Raw genomic sequence first — 18330 nt, 5'->3', positions numbered from 1 at the left:
TTCCGCCCTCCTGCGACGGTACTGACCAGGACCTCAGACGACCAGAATGAAGTCCGTCTGATCAACGGTCGCACTGCTGACACCCACTAGGCGGATGGAGTCCACTCCGATCCCAACCACCGTGTCCGCCCCGTCAGCCGTTATGCTCACGTCGGCAGCGAACGTCGCGCTGGTGATCGCCAGCGCCGTGACATCGAGCAAGTCCTGCCCTGCAGCCGGATTGGCTCCGAAGTCCAGGATCGCGTCGTTGCCGAAGCTCGGGCCAAACGCGAAGATATCGTTGCCGCCGCCGCCGACCAGCGCGTCGTTACCGCCACCGCCGGTGAGCACGTCGTTACCTGCACCACTCACGAGCGTATTGCCGAGCGCGTTGCCAGTGCCCGCGAAGTTGCCGCTGCCGCCGAAAAACAGATTCTCGACGTTGGCATCCAGGGTGGAGCTCGCGAGCGAGCTCCAGACCGAGTCAATACCCTCACCGCCAAGCTCGGTCACCACGTCCCCAAGGTCGGTGACTTCGTAGGTATCGTTGCCGACGCCACCGACCATCGTGTCGGCACCTGCACGACCGATGATGGTGTCGTTACCTGCGCCGCCGTTGAGGACGTCGTTACCCGCACCGCTCACGATCGTGTTGGCCAGCCCGTTACCGCCGCCCGCAAAGTTACCGCTGCCGCCGAAAAACAGATTTTCGACGTCGGCACCCAGGGTGTAGCTCGCAAGCGAGGTCCAGACCGTGTCGCTGCCACCACCGGCGAGCTCGGTCACCACGTCCCCAAGGTCGTCGACTTCATAGGTATCGTTGTCGACGCCACCGACCATCGTATCGGCACCTGCGCGACCGATGATGGTGTCGTTACCTGCGCCACCGATGAGGACGTCGTTACCCGCCCCTCCCACGATGATGTTGTCGAGCGCGTTGCCGGTGCCCGCAAAGTTGCCGCTGCCGCCGAAAAACAGGTTCTCGACGTTGGCACCCAGCGTGTAGCTCGCAAGCGAGGTCCAGAGCGTGTCGATGCCACCACCGGCGAGCTCGTTCACCACGTCCCCAAGGTCGGTGACTTCGTAGACATCGTTGCCGCCACCGCCGGCCATCGCGTCGGCACCTGCGCCACCGATGAGGACATCAATACCCGCACCGCCCGTGAGCGTGTTGTCGAGCGCGTTGCCGGTGCCCGCGAAGTTGCCGCTGCCGCCGAACGAAAGGTTCTCGACGTTGGCACTCAGGGTGTAGCTCGCGAGCGAGGTCCAGACCGTGTCAGTACCCTCACCGCCAAGCTCGGTCACCACGTCCCCGAGGTCGGTGACTTCATAGATATCGTCACCGAGACCTCCAGCCATGGTGTCGACACCCGCACCGCCGATGAGAATGTCATTGCCCGCGTCACCGTTGAGGATGTCGTTGCCGCCCAAGCCGTTCAGGATGTCGTCGCCAGCACCTCCGCTGGCCACGTCGTCGCCTGCCGTGCCGGTGAATATGTCGGCACCGGCGGTACCGACAAACAGATTACCGACCACTGTCGTTGCGGCAGAGGTGACTCGCTCAAGTGTGCCGAGGTCATCGGTGTAACTCGCGACGACACGCAGTTGCTGACCGACCTGCGCCGGGCTGAGCGTGAAGGTCGTGCCCGTCGCACCGGCGATGTCGGCAAAGATCGCACCACTGCCCACCTGCCACTGACGGGTAATCACCGAGGTCGTGATCCCGTCGGCGTCGGTGAACGCATCCGTGGCGGTCAAGGTCGAGCCTAACGTGGGGGTCGTATCGCTGATCAGCACAGTGCCGACCGGTAGGGCGTTGACGGGGCTGCCGCCGAGCGCCGCAGTTGGCGCGGTCGGCGCCGAGAACACGCTTTCCAGCACGCCGTGGCCGTCCTGATAGGTGGCCCTGACGCGTAGCGCCAGTCCCAGCTCAGCCGCGGTCACCGTGAAGGTCGAGCCGGTCGCGGTTCCTAGTCCGCCTCCGAGCACAATACCGATGTCGTCGAAGATACCGCTGCCTGGGTTCGCTTCGACCTGCCATACGAAGGCGATGGGACCGGTGACCGCACCGCCCGTAGTGACATTGTCCGCATCGCTGACGGCGTCGGCCAACACCGTCAACACTTGGCCAACGGCCGGTGTGCCATCGCTGACCCTCAGCAAGCCCACCGGCTCGGCGTTCAAGCCAGCGACGAGAACCTGCGACTGATCGGCGAACTGCAGCCGCTCGATATTGCTGAGGGTGTCGATCCCGTCCCTGCCAACGACACTGTCGGTGACCGTCACGGTGCCGTCGACGTTCTCGATGACGGTGTAGTCGGCCAGAAGGCCGGTGTACAGGGCCGTGTCGAAGGAATGGCCAGGGTTAAGGGGGTCAGGCGCATCCGTCAGGATCTCACGGACGGCGACGAGTTGGCCGGGGTTGAAGGTACCGTTGAGCATGAGCGGCGCCAACGGGACCATGCTGTCGAACGTTGCGATCTCCGGACCTGTGCCATCGATGTTCTGCCGCACACTGATGCGCACGTTGAGCCACTTGTCGCCGTCGATGAGGTCATCGCCACCATTGCCTTCGATGATGTCGCTGCCGCCGCCGCCGAGGACGATGTTGCCGGCGCTGAACTGATCGTCGGCCGTACCCAGAATGCCATCCACGCCGGCTGCAGCGGTGCCGACGAACGAGCGCAGGCCGCTGACCAGGTCGAAGTTGGTAAGCACGCTGCCCAAGGCTCCAGAGGCCGCGATCACGGCCGCATCGGCATCATTGCCGCGCAGGATGTCGCTGAAGTGCGATCCTGACAGACCTTCCACCTGGCGGAACCGAGCCACGGTTGCGGCCAACTCCGGCAGTGGCGCCCCGAGAACGATGTCGGCGAGGCCCAGGTCGACGCTCACGCCGAACGAGTCGTCCTTGAAACCGGCCCAGTCATAACCTGAACCACCCAGGTAGCGGTCGCCCGCGCCGCCGTTGCCGAACATGATGTCGTCGCCGCCTTCGGCCATGAATCTGTCGGGCGAGCCGGTGCCGATGAAAATGTCGTTGCCGCGTATCGGGTCGAGCCCGTTCGGGTCGAAATTGTCGCCGGGAGCGCCATCGGCGGTTCCTCTCTCGATCCAGTCGTCGCCTTCGTTGCCCATCAGTTGTTCGTCGGCGACACTGCCCTGGATGAAGTCGTCACCCGCGCCGCCGAAGACCTCCGAGGAGTCCGTGCCGCTGACGATGAAGTCCTTGCCGAAGCCGCCGAGGCTCAGATTGAGGCCGTTGCCGGCGTGGATGACGTCGTTGCCGTCGCCACCGTGGATGGTGTCGTCGCCGCCTATGTCGCTGATGATGTCGTCACCATCGCCCCCGATGATGAAGTCGTTGCCGTTGCCACCCTCGAGGCGATCATTGCCGCCGTCGCCATAGAGCGTGTCGTCGCCGTCGCTAGAGATGAGAGTTTCATTGCCGGCCGCGCCACCGAGCACCACATGGTCTTCGCCGGTGTACTGCAGGTAGTTGGTATCGGGACCGACCGTGTTGGGGTTGTCCCGAATCACCAGCGGCACCAGGGCGCTGCCGCCGACAGGATCGGTATTACCGGGCAGGTTGTCGGCGGCCTCATTGACTAGCGTCAATGGATTGTCGACCAGTATGCCGTCCGGCCCGGCAATCACGCTCTCGTTGAACTGCTTGGTCGGGTCGACCTCGAGGGTAAAGGCCGGAGTCAAGAACATGACGGCCGGGAGGTGGGTCGCATCGGTGTTGGCCATCACCAGCCTCGCGAACGAGTTGTTCTCCAACTCGGTGACGAAGTTTTGCCCCGCGTTGCGATCCAGGTAGTAGAAGCGGTCGGCGTTCTGCAGCTTCTCCATCTGGTTCTCGAACACGAAGTTGAAGGTCGAGCCGAGCATGCCGCCAAACGGCACTTTTTCCTCGGCGAGGCCGCCGATCCAGAGGTCGATGTTGTCCAGACCGGTGATGGTGACGCCGGTCGGGCCACTCGCCCAGGCGCCGGTGCTATTGAGGAAGTCCAGCCGGTCCGCTGGCTCGCCGGCGCCACCCAACACCAGGAGCGAGGCTGCGGCGCGCTTCCCGTCGAGCGTGGTGGCGCTGGTAATGGAGGCGTGCGTGCCATAGGCGGCGATGAAGTTGATCAGCGATTCCGGGTGCTTCAAGTGTTGCACCAAATCGGACCAGCTGATGTAGGGCTTCAGGTTGCTGTCGCCGGTGCCGGCGAAGAACTCACGACGCGCCTCGTTCAGGGTCGGAAGCCCGGTATCACGGCCGCGCGCGATGTTGAGGGCGGGCAGGTCGAGCGGCAGGCCCAGTAAGTTGTTGCGCACCGCTTCGGTGACGAACTCGTCGATCTCGTTGCCGACCTGACGCGTCACGCCGCGGACAATGGCACCGGCCGCCTGCTCCGGAGTCGGGCCGCTGGCAGCAAACGCCAGCGGATTGAGGAAGGCCTGAATCAGGCCGACATCGCTCGAGACGAAGTTGGGGTCCAGCCGGTCGATGGTCTCGGTCAGCATCGAGTGGCCGAGGCGGTAGACCGCGTGCGCGAACTCGGCGACGATCGCCGGGTCGATCTCGGTTTGATAGTTCTGGTGTTCAGGAATGAAGGGATCGATGTTCGGCTGAATGGTACGCGCGAACTCTTCGAACACCAGGTGCTGGTACTGCATCTCGGTACCGAATTTCGCCGCCTGGAACAGGCGCTCTCCGTTCCAGTGCAGGGCAGCGATCTCAGCCGCGGTTGTTGGCAACACCAACAATTGGGCATCGGGCATCAGCCACTGGTTCAGGAAGTTGACATCGTTGGAGGCGATGGCCACATCCTTGGTGTGCTGGACCAGACGGTTGTGCTCATGGTGGAAGATGGAGTGGACGGTGGTCAGGCCGATGTTCTCGTTGACCCGGCCATCGCCGGCGATGTAGTGCGCGTCGAGCAGTTCGTTGTCGTAGAAGCCTGCGGCCACTGGGCCGCCGGCAACGAGGTCGGCATCGGCCGTCAGTGGCGCGCCGGTCTGGCTGTCCACCGGAACGGCGGTGTGGGCGATATCGATGAGGAACTGGTGGCCGGTGCGCACGGCATCGACCAGGCTGATCGGCGCAGCAGGATCTCCCTCGACGAGCACATCATCGGCGGTATCGGGAATACCATCCGGGCCCGTCATCATGACCATCGGGAAGCCGTTCGGGCCCTTGATGAAATTGCCGTAGGCATCGGTGGCGAGCAGCGGCACGTTGTCGAAGTCGGCATCGGTGAGGTCGATCCCGAGCAGGTCATGAGCTTGCGCCTTGACCACTTTCCAGGTGGCCATCCCGCCGATTTCGACGTCGTCGGCCGTGCCGAACACACCATCGGCGCCCAGGTCACGATTGGTGATCAGGTTGCCGGTCGCCACCGGCGCGCCGGCGGCATTGAACTCGTAGGCGCGCAGGAACACCTGGTGCGAGGGATGCGAGGTATAGGTCTGGTTCTGGTCGACGAACGGCGTGGTGGTGTTTGAAGCCTCGTGGATGTCGTCGGCGGTGCCGAGGATGCCATCGGGCCCGGGCTGGTTGGTGGCCCGCGTCAACACCATGAAGTTGGTCGGACTGCCCGGAACGAACAGCGGATCGTCCGGCTGCAGCGGAATGAACACCGTGCCGCTGCCGCCCTTGGTCACCAGGTCGAGGCCGTGGTCGAAGAACTGACCGAAGAAGGTCATCCAGGTATTGAACGGTGCGGACAGACCTGCGTCCGGCGCCACGTTAGGCATGAAAAAGGTCTGGAACGTCGTGCCGTCGGTACGGGTTCCGGTAATCACCTGCGCACCGTCCTTCAAGACATCGTCAACCGTGCCGAGGATGCCATCCAGACCGGGATCGAACGTGGCCGCGACCGCCGCCGGGTTAGTGGCGGTGTTGTCGGCGACCAAATTGCTGATGGTGCGCGGCTGCGAGTCGTTCACCAGGCCGCTGGTCTGGGCGTAAGTGGTGCCCGCCTCCGCCGTATCGAACTGCGCCGGAACCAGTCGCGGGAAGATCGTGTCGGCTGCACCGAACTCGTTCTGAGCCGTCACCAGGTTGTTGAACGACCCGTCGACCGTGCGCAGGCCCATACCCACCCGTGCATTTGGCAGCATGCTGAGGAGATCCTCACCGGCCGCATTCCTTTCCGCGATCTGAATCTGATCGAGAATGAACTGCAGATCGGCCCGGATATAGTGCACACCGGTGCTGGCGACCGGAGTCTCGACCGGCAGCGGGGCTGCCGGTGGCGGAGCAACGCCGGCTACGACCGCTGCGGTTGGAGCAGAGAACGCCGTCTCGAGCACGCCATTTTCATCCTTATAGACGGCCCTGACGCGCAATTCCAGCCCGGCGAGATCCGGGGTCACCGTGAAGGTCGGCCCGGACATACGCTGCGAGGCTGCTCCGCCGTCGACAAGACGGATAATGTCTTGAAAGACGCCCGAGCCCGGAATCGCTTCGAACTGCCAGAAGAAGGCGATCGGTCCGGCGATCGCACCGCCGGTAGCGACGTTGTCCGCATCAGTCACGTCGGCAGCCGATACCCTCAGCAGTTGACCCGTGGTCGGCGTAGCGTCCGGGGTGTTGCTGGCAGCATCGAGTATGGTCAGCAAGCCCAGCGGGTCGTTGTTGAGCCCGACCCCGTCTGGCAGGGTGAGCGACTCATCGTTGAACTGCAGCCGCTCGACATTGGTGAGGCGGTCAGTGCCGTCGCGACCGACGACGCTGTCGGCCACGGTGGTCACACCGCCCACAGTGGTGACGGTATAGTCGAGCCGGTTGCCCGTGAACAAGGCCGTGTCAAAGGCGGGGGCAGCCGTCAGGACCTCGCGGACGATCACGAGCTGACCGGGGTTGAAGGTACCATCGAGCATGAACGGGATCATGGGCTTCATGCTGTCGAAGGTGGCGATCTCCGGCCCGGTTCCGTCAAGGTTCTGGCGCACGCTGATGCGCACATTCAGCCACATGTCGCCGTCGACCAGGTCGTCACCGCCGCGGCCTTCGATGATGTCGCTGCCACCACCGCCGAGGAGGATGTTGCCCGCGCCGAACTGATCGTCTACCGTGCCCACGATACCGTCCGGGCCGGCTGCAGCCGCGCCAAGAAACGCCCGCAGACCGGCGACGAGGTCAATATTGGTGAGCACGCTGCCTTGGACACCGGCAGCGGCGATCGTGAGCGCGTCGGCATCATCGCCGGTCAGCATGTCGCTGAACACCGACCCCGACAGACCTTCCACCTGGGCGAAATTGGTATGCACGCCTGCAACAGAAGGCGACAGGGCCGATTGTTCGAAGACGATGCGGTTCATGTCCACAGTCACGCCGAAACGATCATCCTTGTAGGTGGCCCAGTCGAAACCGGACATGCCCAACATCTTGTCCGGGCCCTCACTGCCGATGAAGATGTCATCGCCGCCTTCACCGATCATTTCATCGAAGCCGCCGTCACCGCTGAAGACGTCGTTGCCGCCGACCACCTCTGCCAGCAAGGCCAGTGGCAGGTTACCGGCGAAATTGTCGCCGGGGGAGCCGTCCTGGTTCCCGACCTCGATCCAGTCGTCGCCATCGCCGCCCGTCATTGGCAAGTTCACCCGGCTGCCGAGCATGAAGTCATTGCCGGCGCCAGCGAAGACCTCCGAAAAGTCCTCGCCGGTGACGACGAAGTCGTTGCCGTCACCGGCGAGGATCAGGTTTACGCCCATACCACCGTGAATGACGTCGTTGCCGGCCCCTCCGTGGATGACGTCGTCGCCGCCCGCGTCGGTGATGATGTCGTCGCCATCGCCACCCTCGATCTCGTCATTGCCGTAGCCGCCTTCGAGGCGATCATTGCCGGCGTCGCCCCAGAGCGTGTCGTCGCCGTCGCCAGAGACGAGAATGTCATTGCCGGCCGTGCCACCGAGCACCACATGGTCTTCGCCGGTGTACTGCAGGTAGTTGATATCGGGACCGACCGTGTTGGGGTTGTCGCGGATGACCAGCGGCGTGATCACGACGCCGTTGATGATAATGCCGCCAGTGGGATCGGCATTGCCGGGCAGGTTGTCGGCGGCCTCATTGATTAGCGTCAATGGATTGTCGACCAGTATGCCATCCGGCCCGGCAATCACGCTCTCGTTGAACTGCCTGGTCGGGTCGACCTCAAGGGTAAAGGTCGGGGTCGAGAAGGCGAGCGCCGGGAGATGGGTCGCGTCGGTGTTGAGCATTATCATCTTGGCGAACGAGTTGTTCTCGAGCTCGCTCAGGAAGTTGAGTCCCTGGGTGCGGTGCAGGTAGTAGAGCCGGTCGCCGTTCTGCAGATTCTCAAGCTGCTCCTCGAAGACGAAGTTGAAGGACGAGCCGAGCATGCCGCCGAACGGCATTTTTTCCTCAGCCAAACCGCCGATCCAAAAGTCGATGTCATCAACGCCGGTAATGGTTGCCCCATTTGCCAGGTTGGCATAGACGCCGGTGCTGTTGAGGAAGTCCAGGCGATCCGCCGGCTCACCGATACCACCCAACACCAGGAGCGTGGCCGCCGCGCGTTTCGCGTCGAGCGTGGTGGCGCTGGTAATGGAGGCGTGCGTGCCGTAGGCGGCGATGAAGTTGATCAGCGATTCCGGGTGCTTCAGGTGTTGCACCAAATCGACCCAGCTGGTGTAGGGCTTCAGCTGGTTGTCGCCGGTGCCGGCGTAGAACTCACGGCGCGCCTCGTTCAAGGACGGGATGCCGGTATCGCGGCCGCGCGCGATGTTGAGGGCGGGCAGGTCGAGCGGCAGGCCCAGCAAGTTGTTGCGCACCGCTTCGGTGACGAACTCATCGATCTCGTTGCCGACCTGGCGCGTCAAGCCGCGGACGATGGCGCCGGCCGCCTGCTGCGGGGTCAGGCCGCTGGTCGCAAACGCCAGCGGGTTGAGGAAGGCCTGAATCAGGCCGATATCGCTCGAGACGAAGTTGGGGTCCAGCCGGTCGATGGTCTCGGTCAGCATCGAGTGGCCGAGGCGAAAGACCGTGTGCGCGAACTCGGCGACGATCGACGGATTGATCGTGTCATCGAAGTCCAGGAAGGCGTCGACTTGCGGTTGAACGGTACGCGCGAACTCTTCGAACACCAGATGCTGATACTGCATCTCGGTGCCGAATTTCGCCGCCTGGAACAGGCGCTCACCGTTCCAGTTCAAGGTCGTCAGATCAGCAGGAACAGCCGTGACGGGCGTCAGCAGCCACTGGTTCAGGAACGTCAGGTCGCCGGCGACCGTTGAGGCGAGGACCGTGTCCTTGGTCTGCTGGACCAGCCGGTTGTGCTCCGAGTGGAAGATGGAGTGGACGGTGGTCAGGCCGATGTTCTCGTTGACCCGGCCATCGCCGGCGATGTAGTGCGCGTCGAGCAGCTCGTTGTCGTAGAAGCCAGCGGCCACCGGGCCGCCGGCAACGAGGTCGGCATCGGCCGTCAGTGGCGCACCGGTCTGGCTGTCCACCGGAACGGCGGTGTGGGCGATATCGATGAGGAACTGGTGGCCGGTGCGCACGGCATTGACCAGGCTGATCGGCGCAGCCCGATTACCCTCGACGAGCACATCATCGGCGGTATCGGCAATACCATCCGCGCCCCTCATCATGACCATCGGGAAGCCGTTCGGGCCCTTGATGAAATTGCCGTAGGCATCGGTGGCGAGCAGCGGCACGTTGTCGAAGTCGGCATCGGTAAGATTAATGCCAAGCAAGTCGCGCGCCTGCGCCTTGACCACTTTCCAGGTGGCCATCCCGCCGATTTCGACGTCGTCGGCCGTGCCGAACACGCCATCGGCGCCCAGGTCACGATTGGTGATCAGCTTGCCGGTGGCCACCGGATCGCCAGCGGCGTTGAGCTCATAGGCACGCAGGAACACCTGGTGCGAAGGGTGCGAGCTATAGGTCTGGTTCTGGTCGACGAACGGCGTGGTGGTGTTTGAAGCCTCGTGGATGTCATCGGCGGTGCCCAGGATGCCATCGGGCCCGGGCAGGTTGGTGGCCCGCGTCAACACCATGAAGTTGGTCGGGCTACCCGGAACAAACAACGGATCGTCCGGCTGCAGCGGGATGAACACCGTGCCGCTGCCGCCCTTGGTCACCAGGTCGAGGCCGTGGTCGAAGAACTGACCGAAGAAAGTCATCCACGAGTTGAACGGCGCGGACAGGCCCGCGTCCTGCGCTACGTTAGGAATGAAAAAGGTCTGGAACGTCGTGCCGTCGGTACGGGTTCCGGTAACCACCTGCGCACCGGCCTTCAAGACATCGTCAACCGTGCCGAGGATGCCATCCAGGCCGGGATCGAACGTGGCCGCGACCGCCGCCGGGTTGGTGGCGGTATCGTTGACGATCAGGTTGCTGATGGTGCGCGGCTGGGAGTCGATCACCAGACCGCTGGTCTGGGTGTAAGAGGTGCCCGCCTCAGCCGGGCTGAAGACTGGAGTGGTCAAGCGCGGAAAAAAATTGTCGGCTGCGCCGAACTCGCTCTGATGCAGACCCAGGTTGTTAAACGTCCCGTCGACCGTACGCAGACCGAAAGCAAATTCCGGGCTCGGTATCAGGTCGACAAGCAACTGACCAGCCGAGTTTGCCTCCGAGATGAAAATCTGCTGGAGAATGAACTCAAGATCGGATTGATTAAAATTGGCCATTTGGATTGCCCTCGATATGTCTGGGTAAAGGCGCGGGACGAGAAAGTCCCGCCGCGCCAAGTCAAGTGCTGGCTTGCGCAGTTTGTTGGTTATGTTTTTTAGCGAGAGCTGGCGTTACCCGGGACCCGGGATACACGTCTGGAATTCGCGAAATGAGTTGCTCGCCGGGTGATCAGGCAGAGCGAATCCGAGCCCTGGGCGGACCATGGAATCTGGAAGTGAAGGCGAACGTCCTGGACAGTCCCTTTCCTCTGCAAAAGAACGAAATGAACGACATGATTCGGCTCCTCTCGGGAGAATCACCGTGCTTTGCATTGCCAAAACGATGGCAAGCTTCAGCGGGCGGACCCCCCGATAACTAAGACTAAAGTTCCATAGCAAATCTTTGTCAATATTACGTCGTTAAAACAGACGACTGGTGTCAAGCCTCTCAACTAGCTGTTTTTAAAAGACATATAGGAAGTTGAGCGCAGGTATAGAGCAAAATGTTATTTCGAACTGTTTCGCCGCCACCTACGCTGCTGCATAAGGGAACAACGCAGCGATTTCGCAAGACTCGCCATCCATAGAGCGACCGGCCTGCGTGTCCATAAGCTGTTTACGGAACTACATTTACCGTTAGCTGTTGCGCCACAAAGGCAACCGGCTTTTCGAAGTGGGAGGACCAACATGCCCAAGCAGTCGAGCATCCGTTCCGAACTGGCCGACGCGCTCTTTCGCCTGCGCCGCAGTTTTTACTCGCTGGCAGCGTTCAGCGGTGTCATAAACGTCATGATGTTGACGCCAGCCGTTTATATGTTGCAGGTCTATGATCGAGCCCTGGTCAGTCGCAACGTCACGACGCTGGCGATGTTGACTGTGCTGGTGGTAGGTCTGTTCTTGCTGATGTCTACGCTGGAAATGATCCGCACCCGCGTGCTGATCCGGGTCGGCAACTGCCTCGACATGGAGCTCAACCAGCGCATTTTCACCGCTGCATTCGAGCGCAACCTGAGCCGCGCCGGAGGTAATCCGGCCCAGGCGCTGCAAGATCTCGCGCAGGTTCGTCAGTTCGTCACCGGCAACTCCCTGTTCGCTTTCTTCGATGCACCGTGGACACCGATCTATCTGCTGGTCGCCTACCTGATCCACCCGCTGCTCGGACTGCTCACACTGATCGGCTCGCTGATTCTGATGGGGCTGGCTTATCTCACCGAGAAGGCAACGCAGAAGCCGCTGGCCGAAGCCAATCAGGCAGCACTCTCCTCCGCCCTGTACGCCAACAACAACCTGCGCAATGCCGAGGTCATCGAGGCCATGGGCATGCTGCCGTCGATCAGCAAGCGCTGGTACCAAAGCCATTTGCGCATCCTGGAAATGCAGACCCTGGCCTCCGACCGCGCCGCCTTGATCAGCAGCACCGGGCGCTTCGTGCGTATCACCTTGCAGTCGTTGATCCTCGGCGCCGGTGCGCTGCTGGCGATCGACGGCAAAATCACCCCGGGGATGATGATTGCCTGCTCGATCCTCACCGGCCGCGCACTGGGCCCGGTGGAACAGGTCATCGCGTCGTGGAAGCAACTGCTCGGCTGCCGTTCGGCCTGGGGCCGGCTCAACGAGATGCTGCACGACTATCCGCGCCGGCCACCGAGCATGTCGCTGCAGCGGCCGCAGGGCATGCTGGCGGTGGAGAATGTGTATGCCGGCGCCCCCGGTACCAACAACACGATTCTGCGCGGGGTGGGCTTCAGTCTTGTCCCCGGCGAAAGCCTTGGCATTATCGGTCCATCCGCCTCGGGCAAATCCACTCTCGCCCGCCTGCTGGTTGGCGTCTGGCCGGCGCAGGCGGGCAAGGTACGCCTGGACGGCGCGGACATATTCACCTGGAACAAGGGTGAACTTGGCCCCTGGCTCGGCTACCTGCCACAGGACGTAGAGCTGTTCGAGGGCAACATCGCCGACAATATTGCGCGCTTTGGCGAAGTGGACAGCGAAGCGGTCATCCGCGCCGCCAAGATCACTGGCGTGCACGAGATGATCCTGCGTTTTCCGCAGGGTTATGACACCCGTCTGGGCACCGATGGCAGCCCGCTTTCCGGTGGCCAGAAGCAACGCATCGCCTTGGCCCGCGCGTTGTATGGCGAACCTAATCTGATCGTGCTGGATGAACCGAACGCCAACCTCGACGACGTTGGCGAAAAGGCCTTGGTCGATGCCCTGGCCGAACTCAAGGGCCGTGGCGCCACCGTCATCCTGATTTCCCACCGTCCCAACGTACTCTGCGCCGTCGACAAGGTGCTGATGCTGCGTGACGGCGGCGTGCAGATGCTCGGCACGCGCGATGAAGTATTCGCAGCGCTGCGCAAGGCCGCTGTAATGCCTGCAGGCGCGTCGACCCCTCTGGCCTCCGTCAAAGCGCGGGAGTGACCGATCATGCAAATGAGCCAACACACCGAGATAATCAAAGCCGATACCAGGAGCATGGTAGATCTGGACGTCGGCAGGCCCGCGCGATGGGGCGTGTGGCTGGTGCTCGCCGGCTTCGGCGGCTTCCTCCTGTGGTCCTGGCTGGCGCCGCTGGATGCCGGCGTGGTCGCGACAGGCACGGTCAAGGTCACCAACAATCGCAAAGCCGTGCAGCATCTGAGCGGCGGTACCGTGGAAGCCATTCTCGTTCGCGAAGGCGATCTAGTGACAAAAGGTCAGGAGGTGGTCCGCCTCGACTCGTTGCGTGCCGCTGCCGAAGAGGGTGCGGTCAGCGCCCAGTACATCGTCAGCAAGACCGTGGAAAACCGCCTGGAAGCGGAACGTGACGGCCGCGATGTGGTGAACTTCGATCCCGAGTTGCTCGCGCGCTTCAAGGGTGATCACCGCCTGGAGGCCGCCATGGACCTGCAACAGCGCCTGCTGGACACCCGGCGCGCCGGACTCGCTGGCGAAATCAGCATCCTGCAGGAAAACCTGGCAGCGTCGGCGGTGCAGCTCAAGGGCCTGCAGCAGGTTTATAGCGCCCGCGCCTCGCAGATCAGCTTCCTCAACCAGGAACTGCAAGGCACCCGCGTGCTGACGGCCGAAGGCTATGTGCCGCGCAACCACCTGCTGGAGCTGGAACGCAGCAATGCCGACCTCTCCGCCGGTCAGGCCGAGAACCTCAACAACATCGCCCGCGTGCGTAGCCAGACCACCGAAATCAAGCTGCGCATCCTGCAGCGCCAGCACGACTACCTGAAGGAAGTCGAATCGCAATTGACCGACACCGCCAAGGAAAACACCACCCTGGCCGACCGCTTGCGCTCGCTGGACTATGAAGTGACCCACACGGTGATTCGGTCGCCGATCGATGGCATGGTCCAGGGCCTGAGCATTGCCACCGTTGGCGGGGTCATTCAGCCCGGCTTCAAGATCATGGAAATCGTCCCGGTCAACGAACCGCTGCAGGTCGACGCGATGATTCCCGTGCAGGCCATCGACAAGATGGTCCCCGGCCTGCCCGTGGACATTTCCTTCCCGGCCTTCAACCATGCCAAGACGCCCAACATCCCCGGCCGCGTGAAGACCATCTCTGCCGACCGCCTGATGGACGAGGAAAGCAAGCAACCGTTCTATCTGGCCCAGGTGGAAGTCACGCCCGATGGCATGGGCCTGCTCGGCAGCAATCACATTCGCCCCGGCATGCCCGCCAGCGTCACCATCAAGACAGGCGAACGCAACATGATCAGCTATCTTCTTAAACCAATGCTCGATCGTGTGGACAGCTCATTCAAGGAACAATGAGATGGAACGTCATTGCCTGCTCTTCTGCCTGCTGGGACTGGCCCTGCCGGCCAGTGCCATGGACCTCAAGCAAGCCTGGGATCTGTTGCAGTTCCAGGGCCCGATCTACCAGGCCTCCGTGCATGAAAAAGAGGCTGGCGAGGAAAACCGCGCCATTGGCAAGGCCGGCCTGCTACCGCAGATCAATGCCTCGGGCTACCACAACAAGGTCAATGGCTCCCAAAGCCAGAACAACGTCGACAGAGATCTGCACTACGACTCCAAGGGCGCCAACGTGCGCCTGCGCCAGCCGCTGTTCAACAAACAGAAGATGGCCGAGTACCGCCAGGGTCAGCAGCGTGCCGACTACAGCGTCGCGGTGTTCGATGCCAAAACCCAGGACGCCGCGGTGCGCCTGGCCGAAAGCTATTTCGATGTGCTCCTGGCCAGCGAAACCATCGTCCTGGCCAAGTCCAAGCTGAACGCCTTCGAAGAACAACTCGCCTCGGCGAAACGGCGCATGGAGCTGGGGGCCGGCACCGTCACCGACATCGACGAGTCGACCGCTCGCCGCGACCTCGCCGACGCCGAACTGATCGAAGCGCAAGACAACCTGATCAACGCGCGCACCAAGCTCGAGGAATATATCGGTGAAACCCCCGAGTCGCTGACCACCTTGCGCCCGAGCTTCGATACACCACCGCTGCTACCGAGCAACCTGCAGGACTGGTTGGTCAAAGCCCAGGTCGATAGCCCGCTGATCCATGCGCGCCGTTATAGCAGCGACCTCGCAGCAGAAGAAGTGAAGCGCGCCAGCGCTGGCCACTGGCCAACACTGGACTTCATTGCCGGCTACACCGCGGGTGAGAGCCAATCACTCTCCGAGTTGAATCAACGCAACCACTACGGCTCGATCGGGCTGGAAGTCAATATCCCGCTGTACAGCGGTGGCGGCGTCAGCGCGCTGACACGCCAGGCCAGTGCCAATAGCGATAAGGCCATGGATGAACTCGACGCCGCGCGACAGGAAGTCATCACCGAAACCACCCGTGAGTATCAAGGCATCCTGAGCGGCGCCAAACGCATTCGCGCGCTGGAGAAGGCAGTGGAATCCAACGAACGCTCACTGGCATCGTCACGCAAGGGCTTCAAAGAGGGTGGCACCAGCACCAACTCGGACGTCCTCAATGCCGAAGAGCTGCTCTTCGTTGCGCGCCACGATCTGTTCGACGCCAAGTTGCGCTATTTGATGTCGCGCCTGCGCCTGGCCTCATCGGTGGGCAGCCTGGGCGACGACGATATCAACCAGATCAACGACTACCTCGGCCCGGAACTGCTGGTCACCAAATAACGCTCACCTGTCGGCCGGTCGAGCCAAATGATGGCCGACCGGCGTTCCCCTCCGTCAACTCACCTACCTTTAACCCGGCCCTTCATCGCTCCATCTCGGCGCAGACAGGCAGCCGCCAGCGAAAAAACAGTCAACGTTGAAACGCGTCCACTAAGCCCTTGATTCCCTTTATGCTCGATCCAGTTCCAAATCAAAAGCCACGCCCGGCTCCAGACTGTAAACTGTGTCCCCATGCGCAAACTCTTGTACCTGACATTCTCCATGGCGTTGCTCGCCGCCCTCACGACCTATGCGATGTGGGCCGCGGACCGGCCGGTGGGTCATTACCTTTCGGACCTGCGGATCAATCTGGCTGTCGACCAGGGTACGCCTGCGGACCGTGGCAATCTGCTGGGCATCCAGCCCGAACTGTTTCCTACCGATTATCAAAGTCCCGAGCGTCTGCACCGCAAGCTCGCGGCCTATCTGCAGGCAGCCCGGGACCAGGGCTTGTTGAACGGCAAGACCGTCGTCGTGTTGCCGGAACACATCGGTACCTGGCTGATGGTCAGCGGCGAGAAGGATGAGTTGTATCAGGCCAGCACTCTCAAGGAGGCCATGAACTGGCTGGCGGTGAGCAATCCCCTGAAGTTCGCCAAGGCGTTGATCAGCGCCGAGGGCGGCAACCGCCTGGACGATGCCCACCTGCGCATGAAAGCCAAGGCGATGGCCAGGGACTACCAGACATTGTTCGGAGGACTGGCCAGGGAATTCCACGTGACGCTGGTGGCGGGCTCCATCGTGCTGCCCGAACCGAGCATCATCGACGGCACCCTGAAAATCGGCCGCGGTGCGCTGTACAACAGCAGTGTGGTGTTCAACAGCGAAGGCGTGCCGATCGGCCAACCCCAGCGCCAGATGCACCCGCTCTTCGCAGTACAGAACGGAATCAGGGCGAACGGCGACCACTCGCTCAACGTCGTTGATACCCCCGCAGGAAGGCTGGGCGTATTGATCGGCCACGACAGCTGGTACCCGGAAAACTACCTCAAGCTCAACGACCAAAGCGCACAGCTGGTTGCAGTACCGGCCTTTGTCGCCGGCCGTGGCACCTGGGAACAACCGTGGCACGGCTACAGGGGATCGCCGGAACCGGCGTCGGTCAACTTGAAGCCTGGAGAAGTCAGTGAAGGCCAGGCCTGGCAGCGCCTGACCCTCACGACCCGGATACCGGCCAGTCAGGCTGTCGCTGGCATAAGTGTGTTCCTGCGAGGTCAGTTCTGGGATCAGGGCAGCGCCGGGCATAGCTTCCTCAGCAGCAACGGCCAGCACTTTGCCGACGGCAACGCCCAGGGTGCGCGTTTGCTGAACCTCTGGTTGTAAGCCATGAAACCGCAGCCAATGCGCCTCGGCGATCTGTCGGTGGGCTTTGTTCATAGCCTGGCCGATGCCGTGCGCAGTCATGGTATCGATCCGCAGCCACTGCTCGATCAATACGGCCTCGATGCCGCGCGCCTGAGCGAAGCCGGTGCACGGCTGTCGATTCCGCGCTACATGCGCCTGGGCCACGGTGCCACTCAACTGACCGACGACCCGGCCCTTGGCTTGCGCATGGGCCAGCTCAGTCGCCTGAGCCAGGCCGGCCTCGCTGGCGTCACTGCGGCGCAAGCGCCGACCGTACGTGAGGCCGCGCGCTGCCTGATTCGATTCGAAGCCTTGTATGGTTCGAATTATCGGGGCCAATCAAGCTTTCACGAAGACGCCCAGGGCGCCTGGCTGCGCTTCTATTCGATCAGCCCCTACAACGCTTACAACCGCTTCGTGGTGGATTCGATCATCGCTGGCTGGTTGCATCAATTATCCAGTGTCAGCCCTGCCCCACTGCGCGCCGAACGTATCGAGATCGAATTCGAGGAGCCCGGTTACCGCGCGGCCTATGACGTTTTGGGTGACTGTCCGATTGTGTTTGGCGGCGAGCACAATCAACTGCGCTTGAGCCTTTCCAGTCTCGCCCAGCGCAACCCCGAGCATTGCCCGAGCACCTGGCGGCATTTGCTGCAACTGTGTGAGCGGGAACTGGAACAACTGACACGCACCCGCAGCCTGCGTGAACGCATCATCGCGCTGCTGGGACCCTTGCTCAATGGTGGCCGGGAGCCCGACCTGCTAGAGGTGGCGACACGTCTGAAACTGCCCACCTGGACCTTGCGCCGCAAGCTCGCCGATGAAGGCACACAATTTCGTGCGATTCTCAACGACACCCGCCGCGACCTGGCCATGACTTACATACGCGACACCGAACTGGCGTTCGGAGAGATCGCCTACCTTCTGGGATTTGCCTCAGCCGAAGCGTTTCAACGCGCTTTCAAACGCTGGAACGGGCAGACACCCGGCGAATTTCGCCGCAGCCATCGCCAATCCACCTGATACCTACAACTCGGTAGCGTCTTCTGCCGGCTCCAGTGGGTCCAGTTCGAAAGCCTGGTACTCGAGCAGTTCTTCTTGATAATCGTCCATTTTTGAATCCCCCAACCCGTAGTGAAAAACGTCTGAATAAATGACCCATTCCTTGAGCATAAAGTGCCCGCGTGAAAGAAAAATGACGCGGACACGACACTCTGTCGCTACTGAATAAAACGTAG

General features: G+C 62.2%; 6 protein-coding genes. 5 read left to right on the top strand and 1 reads right to left on the bottom strand.

All coding sequences use genetic code 11. The features are described 5' to 3' along the window. Nucleotides 1–33: 33 nt before the first annotated feature. The gene (locus KW849_RS16590; RefSeq protein ID WP_218430414.1) at nt 34–10626 is read right to left on the bottom strand and encodes a peroxidase family protein; all 10593 of its coding nucleotides are present in this window, start codon (nt 10624–10626) and stop codon (nt 34–36) included. A gap of 669 nt (nt 10627–11295) precedes the next feature. On the opposite strand from KW849_RS16590, the gene KW849_RS16585 reads away from it, so the two are divergent. The 5 genes from KW849_RS16585 (at nt 11296) to KW849_RS16565 (ending at nt 18115) form a co-directional block, all read left to right on the top strand. Next, entirely contained in the window at nt 11296–13032 is a 1737-nt protein-coding gene (locus KW849_RS16585; protein ID WP_218430413.1) for a type I secretion system permease/ATPase, read from the top strand. Nucleotides 13033–13038: 6 nt separating this feature from the next. Then, on the top strand, nt 13039–14379 hold the full coding sequence (locus tag KW849_RS16580) for an HlyD family type I secretion periplasmic adaptor subunit (RefSeq protein ID WP_218430412.1): 1341 nt from the start codon (nt 13039–13041) through the stop codon (nt 14377–14379). Between the two features lies 1 nt (nt 14380). Next, on the top strand, nt 14381–15709 hold the full coding sequence (locus tag KW849_RS16575; RefSeq protein WP_218430411.1) for a TolC family outer membrane protein: 1329 nt from the start codon (nt 14381–14383) through the stop codon (nt 15707–15709). Between the two features lie 231 nt (nt 15710–15940). Next, nucleotides 15941–17071 (top strand): carbon-nitrogen hydrolase family protein, encoded by a 1131-nt coding sequence (locus KW849_RS16570; RefSeq protein ID WP_218430410.1) that lies wholly within the window; start codon nt 15941–15943, stop codon nt 17069–17071. Between the two features lie 3 nt (nt 17072–17074). After that, nucleotides 17075–18115, top strand: a complete 1041-nt coding sequence (locus KW849_RS16565; RefSeq protein ID WP_218430409.1) for an AraC family transcriptional regulator — start codon at nt 17075–17077, stop codon at nt 18113–18115. Nucleotides 18116–18330: the final 215 nt, after the last annotated feature.

The organism is Pseudomonas sp. PDM26 (assembly GCF_019219185.1).
Classification (GTDB): Bacteria; Pseudomonadota; Gammaproteobacteria; order Pseudomonadales; family Pseudomonadaceae; genus Aquipseudomonas.
This window is presented reverse-complemented; position numbering and strand designations above follow the sequence as displayed.